9 protein-coding genes, 4 tRNA genes and 1 pseudogene are annotated in these 10,016 nt (G+C 72.8%); 2 read left to right on the top strand and 12 right to left on the bottom strand.

Going from position 1 to position 10,016, the window contains the following annotated elements; genetic code table 11:
• The 11 genes and pseudogenes from NWP09_RS09140 to NWP09_RS09090 form a co-directional block, all read right to left on the bottom strand.
• Window positions 1-388, bottom strand: a pseudogene (locus tag NWP09_RS09140) (hypothetical protein); the annotation flags it as partial.
• Between the two features lie 25 nt (window positions 389-413).
• Complete coding sequence (locus tag NWP09_RS09135; protein ID WP_258275202.1) at window positions 414-1,370, bottom strand: DMT family transporter; 957 nt, start codon at window positions 1,368-1,370, stop codon at window positions 414-416.
• 12 nt (window positions 1,371-1,382) lie between these two features.
• Complete coding sequence (pdxT, locus tag NWP09_RS09130; RefSeq protein WP_258275205.1) at window positions 1,383-1,994, bottom strand: pyridoxal 5'-phosphate synthase glutaminase subunit PdxT; 612 nt, start codon at window positions 1,992-1,994, stop codon at window positions 1,383-1,385.
• Window positions 1,988-2,878 carry a pyridoxal 5'-phosphate synthase lyase subunit PdxS gene (pdxS, locus tag NWP09_RS09125; protein WP_258275201.1) on the bottom strand — a complete coding sequence of 297 codons (891 nt, stop codon included), beginning with the start codon at window positions 2,876-2,878 and terminating at the stop codon, window positions 1,988-1,990. Before pdxS ends, pdxT begins: the two co-directional genes overlap by 7 nt.
• 31 nt (window positions 2,879-2,909) lie before the next feature.
• Window positions 2,910-3,428 carry an HIT domain-containing protein gene (locus tag NWP09_RS09120; protein ID WP_258275204.1) on the bottom strand — a complete coding sequence of 173 codons (519 nt, stop codon included), beginning with the start codon at window positions 3,426-3,428 and terminating at the stop codon, window positions 2,910-2,912.
• Between the two features lie 134 nt (window positions 3,429-3,562).
• Window positions 3,563-5,473, bottom strand: a complete 1,911-nt coding sequence (gene thrS, locus NWP09_RS09115; RefSeq protein ID WP_258275203.1) for a threonine--tRNA ligase — start codon at window positions 5,471-5,473, stop codon at window positions 3,563-3,565.
• Window positions 5,474-5,581: 108 nt separating this feature from the next.
• Window positions 5,582-7,063 carry a YdiU family protein gene (locus tag NWP09_RS09110; protein WP_258275200.1) on the bottom strand — a complete coding sequence of 494 codons (1,482 nt, stop codon included), beginning with the start codon at window positions 7,061-7,063 and terminating at the stop codon, window positions 5,582-5,584.
• 67 nt (window positions 7,064-7,130) lie between these two features.
• Window positions 7,131-7,886, bottom strand: a complete 756-nt coding sequence (locus NWP09_RS09105) for a hypothetical protein (RefSeq protein WP_258275199.1) — start codon at window positions 7,884-7,886, stop codon at window positions 7,131-7,133.
• Window positions 7,887-8,112: 226 nt separating this feature from the next.
• Window positions 8,113-8,184 (bottom strand) — tRNA-Val (locus tag NWP09_RS09100).
• A gap of 14 nt (window positions 8,185-8,198) precedes the next feature.
• Window positions 8,199-8,269, bottom strand: a tRNA-Cys gene (locus NWP09_RS09095).
• Window positions 8,270-8,306: 37 nt separating this feature from the next.
• Window positions 8,307-8,378 (bottom strand) — tRNA-Gly (locus NWP09_RS09090).
• A gap of 160 nt (window positions 8,379-8,538) precedes the next feature.
• Here NWP09_RS09090 and NWP09_RS09085 point away from each other — a divergent pair.
• Window positions 8,539-8,611, top strand: a tRNA-Val gene (locus tag NWP09_RS09085).
• Window positions 8,612-8,676: 65 nt separating this feature from the next.
• On the opposite strand, the gene NWP09_RS09080 is transcribed toward NWP09_RS09085, so the two are convergent.
• Entirely contained in the window at window positions 8,677-9,060 is a 384-nt protein-coding gene (locus NWP09_RS09080; RefSeq protein WP_258275198.1) for a four-helix bundle copper-binding protein, read from the bottom strand.
• A 98-nt stretch (window positions 9,061-9,158) separates the two neighbouring features.
• On the opposite strand from NWP09_RS09080, the gene NWP09_RS09075 reads away from it, so the two are divergent.
• Window positions 9,159-9,836 (top strand): SDR family NAD(P)-dependent oxidoreductase, encoded by a 678-nt coding sequence (locus NWP09_RS09075; protein WP_258275197.1) that lies wholly within the window; start codon window positions 9,159-9,161, stop codon window positions 9,834-9,836.
• Window positions 9,837-10,016 lie beyond the last annotated feature (180 nt).

Below are 10,016 nucleotides of genomic sequence, written 5' to 3'. Positions count from 1 at the left end.
CGCGCGGCACGAGCCAGACGAGCGCGACGAGCAGGGTCGGCAGGAGCCACAGCGCGGTGCCGACGGCGGTGGCGAGCGCCTCGACGCCGCTCGTGAGCGCGACGCCCGCAGCGGCGAGCTCGCCGGCCGAGCCGGCCGCGTCCCGGAACGGGACGGCGATGCCCTCGCCCACGAGCGGGACCTGCTCGAGCGCCGTCCCGGCGTCCGCGAGCGTCGTCGCGAAGCCGCTCCCCGCATCCTCGATCTGCCGCCCGAAGCCGCCGAGCGAGCGGATGGCCGCGGCCACCTGCTCGGAGATCCACACGGCGACGACGACGGTCGCCACGGCGGCGAGATCGGCCACGACCTGGCCGAGCGCGGCCGCGGGACGGCTGGAGTAGAGCTGCACGGGTCGATTGAACCAGCGCGCCCGCTCACACCGCCGCGACGCGCGCCTTCGGCCGCTGGCCGACGAGGATGCCGGCCCCGATCACGACCGCGGCGCCGACGACCTCCCACACGCCGAGCCGCTCGCCGAGGACGAGCACCCCGAGCCCGACCGCGACGACCGGGATGAGGTAGGTGACGGTCGCCGCGACCGTCGGGCCGACCGCTCGCACGACCTCGAACTGCAGCACGTAGGCGAGCCCCGTCCCGACCACGCCGAGCGCGGCGGTCGCGAGGAGCGCGAGCGGCAGCGCGCCGGGATCGTGCGATCCGAGCGGGGACCAGCCCTCGATCGAGCTCCAGAGGAGCAGGGCGAGGAGCACCATCGGCAGGCCGGTCACCATGAGCGCGGTCGGCTGCGCGAGACCCGGCACCTCGCGATGCGCGAGCAGCCGGCGGTTGAGCGTCCACCCGACGCCGTACGACGCGGCACCGCCGACCGCGATGAGGAAGCCCACGAGGTCGGGCCCGGCCTCCGACGTCCACGGCTGCGCGATGAGCACGACGCCGACGAGTCCGAGCAGCACGGCGGCGAGCTTGCGCGGGGTGAGCCGGTCGCTCGGCAGCAGCAGCAGCGCGAACAGCACCGTCGCGATCGGCGTCGCCGCGTTGCCGAGCCCTGCGAGGCTCGACGAGATGCGGGTCTCGGCGACGACGAACGCGGTGAACGGCAACGCGGTGAGGAAGAGCGAGCAGACGGCGAGGAGGCCCCACGTGCGCGCGTCGCGAGGGAGCTGCACGCGCATCGCCGCGGCGAGCAGCACGAGCGTGACGGCCGCGACCGCGATCCGCAGCGTCGCGATCTGCATGGGGTGCAGGGCCTCGAGCCCGAGCTTCATGAGCAGGAACGATGAGCCCCAGATGACGGCGAGCGAGATCCAGAGCACCTGCCACGGCGCGCGGGCGAGCCCTCGCGGTGGTGCATCGACGGCAGCAGCGGTCACCGCAGCATCCGATCACCCACCGCTGACACGGCGCACGCGCTCGAGGAAGCGGCGGTGGAACCGCTGCTCGCCGCTCACCTCCGGGTGGAAGGCGATGCCGAGCAGCGCGCCCTGCTCGACGGCGACCACTCGGTCGTCGACCGCTGCGAGCACCTCCACGCCCGCACCGACCCGCTCGACGACCGGCGCGCGGATGAAGGTCGCCCGCACGGGCTCCTCCCCGAGCGCCGGCACCTCGAGCGCCGTCTCGAAGGAGTCGACCTGGCTGCCGAAGGCGTTCCGCCGCACGTCGACGTCGAGCCCGCCGAACGGCAGCTGCGTGGGCAGACCGTCGAGGATCCGGTCGGCGAGCAGGATCAGCCCCGCGCACGTGCCGAGCACCGGCATGCCCGCCTGGATGCGCGCGATGATCGGCTCGCGCACCTCGAACTGGCGCGCGAGCCGGTCGATCACGCTCGACTCGCCGCCGGGCAGCACGAGCGCGTCGACGGCCGCGAGCTGCGCCGGCGTGCGCACGAGCGACACCTCGGCGCCGAGCGCACCGAGCATCGCCGCGTGCTCCCGCACGTCGCCCTGCAGGGCGAGCACGCCGACGCGCGGCGCGCTCGCGCCGACGGTCACCAGCCGCGCTCGGCGAGCCGGTGCGGTGCGGGGAGGTCGGCCACGTTGATGCCGACCATCGCCTCGCCGAGGCCCCGCGACGCATCCGCGATCGCCTTCGCGTCGTCGAACGCGGCGGTCGCCTTCACGATCGCGGCCGCGCGGCGCTCCGGGTCGCCCGACTTGAAGATGCCCGAGCCGACGAACACGCCGTCAGCGCCGAGCTGCATCATCATCGCCGCGTCGGCCGGCGTCGCGACGCCGCCGGCGACGAAGAGCACGACCGGCAGTCGCCCGGCCTCCGCGACCTCGGCGACGAGCTCGTACGGCGCCTGCAGCTCCTTCGCGGCGACGAAGAGCTCGTCCTTGGACAGCGACGACAGGCGGCGGATCTCCTGGTTGATGGTGCGGATGTGCTTGGTCGCCTCCGAGACGTCGCCCGTGCCGGCCTCGCCCTTCGAGCGGATCATGGCCGCGCCCTCGGTGATGCGCCGCAGCGCCTCGCCGAGGTTGGTCGCGCCGCACACGAACGGCACCGTGAACGGCCACTTGTCGATGTGGTTCACGTAGTCGGCGGGGCTCAGCACCTCGGACTCGTCGATGTAGTCGACCTCGAGCGCCTCGAGCACCTGCGCCTCGACGAAGTGCCCGATGCGCGCCTTCGCCATCACGGGGATCGAGACCTCCGCCTTGATCGCGTCGATGAGGTCGGGGTCCGACATGCGGGCGACCCCGCCCTGCGCGCGGATGTCGGCGGGCACGCGCTCGAGCGCCATGACGGCGACGGCGCCGGCGTCCTCGGCGATGCGGGCCTGCTCGGGAGTGACGACGTCCATGATGACGCCGCCCTTCAGCATCTCGGCGAGCCCGCGCTTGACGCGGGCCGATCCGGTGGTGGTCTCGGTCATGATCCTGCTTGCTCTCTGCCTCGCGCGGCGGTCACGCCGGCCAGGCGGTCTGGATGTCCTGGCGCATGTCCTCCAGGAGGATGGGCAGCGCCTTCGTCTTCGCGATGATCGGGAAGAAGTTCGAGTCCAGCGACCATCTGGGGATGATGTGCTGGTGGAGGTGGTCGGCGATGCCGGCGCCCGCGATGCGGCCCTGGTTCATGCCGATGTTGAAGCCCTGACAGCGCGTGACCTGCGAGAGCACGCGCATCGCCGTCTGGGTCAGGACGGCCATCTCGGCGACCTCGTCGGTCGTCGCCTGGTCGTACATGCCGACGTGGCGGTACGGGCAGACCATGAGGTGGCCGGTGTTGTACGGGTAGAGGTTCAGCAGCACGAAGCACGTCTCGCCCCGGTGCACGATGAGCCCCTGGTCGTCGCTCAGCTCGGGCGCGCGGCAGAACGGGCACGCGTGCTCGTCCGGCATCTGGCCGTTCTGGATGTACACCATCCGGTACGGCGTCCACAGGCGCTGGAAGTGGTCGGGCACGCCGGGCAGCTCGCTCGACATCTGCGTGGGCGCGCCCCACGCGTGCTCGGCGACGAGCGGCTCCTCGGGAGCCTCCGCCGGAGCGAACGGCGGGAGCTCGTCGCGGTGCAGCGCGGCCCGCTCGGCGGGCTCGTCGCGATCGCGCGGCTCGTCGCTCATACGACCGCCTTCGTCTCGATCGCCTCCACGATGCGGCGGATCGCCTCGTCGACGGGCACGCCGTTGTCCTGCGTGCCGTCCCGGAAGCGGAACGAGACGCTGCCGGCGTCGCGGTCCTGCCCGCCCGCGATGAGCTGGAAGGGCACCTTCATGAGCGTGTGGGTGCGGATCTTCTTCTGCATCCGCTCGTCGGAGCGGTCGACCTCGACGCGCACGCCCTTCGCGCGGAGCTGCTGCGCGATGCCCTCCAGGTAGTCGGCGTAGTCCTCGGCGACCGGGACCCCGACGACCTGCACGGGCGCGAGCCACACGGGAAACGCGCCCGCGTAGTGCTCGAGCAGGATCGCGAAGAACCGCTCGATCGAGCCGAACAGCGCGCGGTGGATCATGATCGGGCGCTGCTTCGAGCCGTCGGCCGCGGTGTACTCGAGCTCGAAGCGCTCGGGCAGGTTGAAGTCGAGCTGCACGGTCGAGAGCTGCCACGAGCGCCCGATCGCGTCGGTCACCTTCAGGTCGATCTTCGGCCCGTAGAAGGCGGCCTCGCCCGGCTCCTCCACGACCTCGAGCCCGGATGCGCGCGCGACGCGACGCAGCGCATCCGTCGCCGTCGCCCAGACGGCCTCGTCGCCGATCCACTTCTCCTTCTCGTCGTCGCGCATCGACAGCTCGAGGCGGAAGTCGGTGAGGCCGAAGTCCTGGAGCAGCGACAGCACGAACTCGAGGACCTTCGTGGTCTCCTCCTCGAGCTGCTCGGGGGTGACGAACAGGTGCGCGTCGTCCTGCGTGAAGCCGCGCACGCGCGTGAGGCCGTGGAGCGCGCCCGAGAGCTCGTTGCGGTAGACGGTGCCGTTCTCGGCGAGCCGCAGGGGCAGGTCGCGGTAGCTGCGCGAGCGGTCCTTGTAGATGAGGATGTGCATCGGGCAGTTCATGGGCTTCAGGTAGTAGTCGACGCCCTGCTTCGTGACGTTGCCCGCCTCGTCGCGCTCCTCGTCCATGTGGATGGGCGGCCACATGCCCTCGCCGTAGGTCACGAGGTGGTTGGAGGTGACGAAGAGGTCGCGCTTCGTGATGTGCGGCGTGTAGACGTAGCTGTAGCCCTGCTCGATGTGGCGGCGGCGCGCGTGCTGCTCCATCTCGCCGCGCGCGATGGCGCCGCGCGGGTGCCAGACCGACAGGCCCGAGCCGATCTCGTCGGGGAACGAGAAGAGGTCGAGCTCGCGGCCGAGCTTGCGGTGGTCGCGCTTCGCGGCCTCCTCGAGGCGCTGCTGGTAGGCGCGCAGCTCGTCCTTCGACGGCCACGCGGTGCCGTAGATGCGCTGCAGCTGCGGCAGGTCGGTCTTGCCGCGCCAGTAGGCGCCGGCGACTCGGGTGAGCGCGAAGCCGTTGCCGATGAGGCGCGTCGACGGCAGGTGCGGGCCGCGGCACAGGTCCTTCCAGGCCACCTCCCCCGTCTTCGGGTCGACGTTGTCGTAGATCGTGAGCTCGCCGGCGCCGACCTCGACGGACGCGCCCTCGGCGGCCTTGTCGGCGCCGCCCTTGAGGCCGATGAGCTCGAGCTTGTACGGCTCGTCGGCGAGCTCGGCGCGCGCCTCGTCGTCGGTCACGACGCGGCGCACGAAGCGCTGCCCGGCCTTGACGATGCGCTCCATCTCCTTCTGCAGCGCCTTGAGGTCGTCGCTCGAGAACGCCTGGTCGACGTCGAAGTCGTAGTAGAAGCCGTCCTGCACGGGCGGGCCGATGCCCAGCCGCGCCTCGGGGTTGACGCGCTGCACGGCCTGCGCGAGCACGTGCGCGGCCGAATGGCGCAGGATGTCGAGCCCGTCGGGGCTGTCGATCGTCACCGGCTCGACCGTCTGCGTGCCGGTCACCTCGCGCGCGAGGTCCTGCAGCTCCCCGTCGACGCGCATGGCGACGACGGCACGATCGGTGAAGAGGTCGAATCCGGTGGTCACCCGACCATCGTAGGCGGCCGCACGCTCTCGGCTCGTCGTCGACCGGCCTGCGGCCGGCGCGGCTCAGGTGCCGCAGTACGTGCAGTAGGCGCGGAAGCTCCGGTCGGGGCCCGGCGCCGCGTAGCGCTCGAGCCCGGGTCGCTCCTCGCACGGGCTCCGCACCGCGTCCAGCAGGCGCTCGAGCGGCGCGAGGTCGCCCTCGGTCGCGGCCGCGAGGGCCTCCTCGACCAGGTGGTTGCGCGGGATGTAGGCGGGGTTCGCGCGATCCATCGCCGCGGGGTCGGGGTCGAGCGCGAGCCACCGCTTCGCCCACTCGTCGAAGGCGGCCGGATCTGCGAAGCGGTCGCGGGTGGGGGCGCCTTCGCCGCGAGCGACGTCGGCCAGGCCCCGGAAGAAGGAGGTGTGGTCGACGCGCTGCGCCTCGAGCACGGCCACGAGCTCGGTGGCGAGCGCGGCGGCGGTCGCGTCGTCGACGCCGCCGGGGAGCCCGAGCTTGGCGCGCATGCCTCGTGCCCACGCGGCCCGGTACTCCCCCGCGAACGACTCGAGCGCGCCGACCGCGAGGCGCAGCGCCTCCTCCTGGTCGTCGGCGAGCAGCGGCAGCATCGCCTCGGCGAGGCGGGCGAGGTTCCACTCGGCGATCGCCGGCTGCTGCCCGTACGCGTAGCGCCCGCTGTGGTCGATCGAGCTGAACACGGTCGCCGGGTCGTGCGCCTCCATGAAGGCGCACGGCCCGTAGTCGATGGTCTCGCCCGAGATCGTCATGTTGTCGGTGTTCATGACGCCGTGCACGAAGCCGACGAGCATCCACTGCGCCACGAGCGCCGCTTGCGCGGAGACGACCGCTTCGTACAGGGCGAGGTGCGGATGCGCCGCGTCGGCCGCGGCGGGATGGTGGCGGCGGATCGCGTGGTCGGCGAGGCGCCGCAGCAGCGCGACATCGCCCATGGAGCGCGCGAGCTGGAACGTGCCGACGCGCAGGTGGCTGCTCGCGATCCGCGCGAGCACGGCGCCGGGGAGCCACTCGTCCCGGCGGACGAAGCGGCCGGTCGCGACGACGGCGAGCGAGCGGGTCGTCGGGACCCCGAGCGCGTGCATCGCCTCGCTGACGACGTGCTCGCGGAGCATCGGCCCGACTGCGGCGAGCCCGTCGCCGCCACGGGCGAAGGGTGTCGGCCCCGACCCCTTGAGGTGCAGATCGCGCGGCGAGCCGTGCGCGTCGACGAGCTCGCCCAGCAGCAGCGCGCGCCCGTCGCCGAGCAGCGGCGAGTAGGCGCCGAACTGGTGGCCCGCGTAGGCCTGCGCGACCGGCGTCGCCCCGTCGGGCACGGCGGTGCCGACGAGGAGGCGGACGCCTTCGCCCTTGCGCAGGAACGCCGGATCGAGGCCCAGCTCCTCGGCGAGCGGCTCGTTCACGACGAGGGCTCGCGGGTCCGGCGGCTCCGTCGCGCGCCACGGCACGGCGAGCTCCGGGAGCTCGCGCGCGAATCCGTCGCCGAGGACGATCGCCGTCGGCGTCGGCGTGGCAGGACCCGGCGCGTTCACGCGGGCACGCTAGCGCCGCATGCTGGCCAGGGCCCCGGCGGCGGCTGACGGCCCGCCGTACGCCCGGTCAGTCGGACATCACCGGTTCGGCGCTCGCTCTCGCGCGGCCGACGGGCTCCTCGGGCCCGCTCGCGCGCGTCAGCCAGACCCAGAACAGGTAGGCGACGAGCAGCGAGGCGCCGACCATCTCTCCGCCGTCCTCGAGCAGTCCGAGCGCGTCGCCGGGTCCCGCGTCCTCGATGAGCAGGATGTGGACCATGTCGAGGGCCACGCCGAAGAGCAGCACGAGCGCGAGGATCGCGAACACGCGCAGGAAGTGGGGCCGGTCCGCCCGGCGCGCGAGCCGCATGCCGACGAGCGCGATCGGGATCGTGACGACCGCGGCTCCGGCGAAGACGATCAGCTCCCCGACGTCGCGCGCGCGGAGCCCGAGCATCGGCGCGAGCGGGATCGCCTCGGCGAGCTGGCGCCCGAAGCGCTCGTGCAGCTCGAACGTGTCGGTGATCAGCAGGAACGCGAGGAGCGGCACGAGGGCCGCGAACGCCCACCGGCGGAGCCCCGCGGCGATGAGCACGACGAGGCCGAGCGCCCACAGCCACTGCAGCGTCTGGAACGCCTCCGGGTAGCCGAGCGGCGTGTCGAGGAAGTGCAGCGAACCCTCCTCATCGCCGATCGCGCGCAGGTGCCGCACGACGAGGTAGAGGATGGCGCCCAGCAGCATGAGCAGGAGGGTGAGCGAGGCTCGCTCCCGGGTGATCGCTCGCCAGCCGAGCGGATCGCTCAGCCTCCACCAGCCGCCTCGGCCAGTCCGCTCCTCGTCCATGCCGGCACCTCCCCGCGGGATCGTCGATGCGGGCGCGTCGCCGGGTGCGGCGTCGCCGTGGCGTCATCATGGCCGCGGCGCGGGCCGCGCGCGATGGGACGGGCACGAACCTGGGGCAGTGCTCGGGAACGGCTTGGGGTGCGGGCCAGGAGCTGCGAACGGCCCCAAGAGCCAGCCGGTGGGAACGACGAAGGGCCCCGACTGTCGCCGGGGCCCTTCGCTCTCGTGGGCGATACTGGGTTCGAACCAGTGACCTCTTCCGTGTCAGGGAAGCGCGCTACCGCTGCGCCAATCGCCCTAGATGGGGACTCGAGGTGGAGACGGGATTCGAACCCGCGTAGACGGCTTTGCAGGCCGCTGCCTCACCACTCGGCCACCCCACCAGGTGGTGTGAGATTCGCTCTCATGAGATTGCTCTCGAGCGGATGACGAGATTCGAACTCGCGACCCTCACCTTGGCAAGGTGATGCGCTACCACTGCGCCACATCCGCGGGGCTCATCGCTGAGCGCCTTGGACGACTATACCCAGCCGCTCGGCGCGATGCCAAATCGAGGCGCGCCGTGTCGACCCGGCCGCGTCTGGTCGGCGGCGACCCGCCGGATGTGGCAGACTGTTCCGGTCCGCACGGTGCGATCCCGCTCCCGCGGCACGGGCGATTGGCGCAGTTGGTAGCGCGCTTCCTTCACACGGAAGAGGTCATCAGTTCGAGTCTGGTATCGCCCACGAGCAGCAGGGCCCGCGCCATCACGGCGCGGGCCCTGTCTCGTCTCGGGCGACTCCGGCGGCCTTCAGGCCGCTGCCTCGCAGTGCTCCGCGCACCGCTCGCACGCCTCGGCGCACGCCCGGCAGTGGTCGGCGTCGTGGCGGCGGCACTCCTCGGCGCACGCCCGGCACATCGCCGCGCACGCCGCCATGAGCGCCGAGCTGGCCGACGCCGGCAGCGCGCCGCGCCGGAGGATGCCGGCGGCCGCCTCGCACAGCTCAGCGCACGACTCGCACATCGCCGCGCAGTCGTCCATGCCCTCCTCGCGGTCGGCTCGCGCGCACTCCCGGCACGCGGCCGCGCACCGCTCGAGCTCGGCGACGTGGGCCGTCATGTCGCCAGCCCCGGCAGACGCTCCCCCGCCGTGCTGGTCGTGCCCTGCGTGCTCGTCCTCTCGACCGTGGTGCATCGTCCCTCCTCTCGGCGGGCCGGCGCCCGCGCATCGGTTGCCGGCGACCGTACGCGCGCCACCTGAGCACCGCGTGGGCGTCCCGGTAGCGTCGACGCATGGACCTCCAGCTCTCCGATCGCGTCGCCCTCGTCGTGGGCGGCACCGGCCTCATCGGCACCGCAGTCGCCGACACGCTCCGCGCCGAGGGCGCGACTGTCGTCACCGCCGCCCGGGGCGACGGCGCAGACGTCGTGCTCGACGCATCCGACACCGACTCGATCGAGCGCGCTCTCGGGCGCGTCCTCGACGAGCACGGACGACTGGATGCGGTGGTCGTCACCGCCGCGCCCGCAGCGCAGACGCTCGACCAGTCGCGACTCAGCGACCCCGTGCAGGTCGCCGAGGCGGTCGAGGGCAAGGCCATGGCGTTCCTGCGCGTCGCCAACGCGGTGATCCCGTCGATGCGCGAGGCGGGCTTCGGCCGGATCGTCGGCATCAGCGGCCAGAACGCGCTCCTGACCGGGAACATCACGGGCTCGGTGCGGAACGCGGCGCTCACGATCGCCGCGAAGAACCTCGCCGACGAGGTCGCCGGCACGGGCGTGGCGGTCAACGTCGTCAACCCGGGACCCGTGACCGACGCTCCGAGCTCCGAGGTGCCCGCGGGGAAGCCCGGCGAGTCGTCGCCGCAGCAGATCGCCGACCTCGTCGCCTTCCTCGTCTCGCCGCGCTCGAGCACGTCGGGCGAGTCGATCGCGACGGGCCACAAGGTGCGCGGCGCCGTCTTCCTCTGACTCGGACGCCCCTCCGCTCTCGCAGCAGCGGGTCTCCACAGCCCCCTCCCTGCGTGTTCGCGTGTCAGTGGTGCGTGGTTGCATGCCTGCATGGATGCGTGGCGCGGGCTCGATGCGGAGGAGTACATCGCGTCGATCCGTGCCGGCGCGATCGACCCGCACGGCCGCACCGCGGCCGAG

Origin of the sequence: Agrococcus sp. HG114, from assembly GCF_024723325.1 — a bacterium.
In the GTDB taxonomy this organism is placed as follows: Bacteria; Actinomycetota; Actinomycetes; order Actinomycetales; family Microbacteriaceae; genus Agrococcus.
The sequence above is the reverse complement of the archived record's forward strand: the minus strand, read 5'-3'. Positions and strand labels throughout refer to the sequence as shown.

Excerpts from the sequence above, each read along its gene's own strand:
- NWP09_RS09080 (WP_258275198.1), bottom strand. The coding sequence starts at position 9,060 with ATGCACCACGGTCGAGAGGACGAGCACGCAGGGCACGACCAGCACGGC.
- NWP09_RS09075 (WP_258275197.1), top strand. The coding sequence starts at position 9,159 with ATGGACCTCCAGCTCTCCGATCGCGTCGCCCTCGTCGTGGGCGGCACC.
- NWP09_RS09105 (WP_258275199.1), bottom strand. The coding sequence starts at position 7,886 with ATGGACGAGGAGCGGACTGGCCGAGGCGGCTGGTGGAGGCTGAGCGAT.
- thrS (WP_258275203.1), bottom strand. The coding sequence starts at position 5,473 with ATGCGCGTCGACGGGGAGCTGCAGGACCTCGCGCGCGAGGTGACCGGC.
- pdxS (WP_258275201.1), bottom strand. The coding sequence starts at position 2,878 with ATGACCGAGACCACCACCGGATCGGCCCGCGTCAAGCGCGGGCTCGCC.
- NWP09_RS09120 (WP_258275204.1), bottom strand. The coding sequence starts at position 3,428 with ATGTCGAGCGAGCTGCCCGGCGTGCCCGACCACTTCCAGCGCCTGTGG.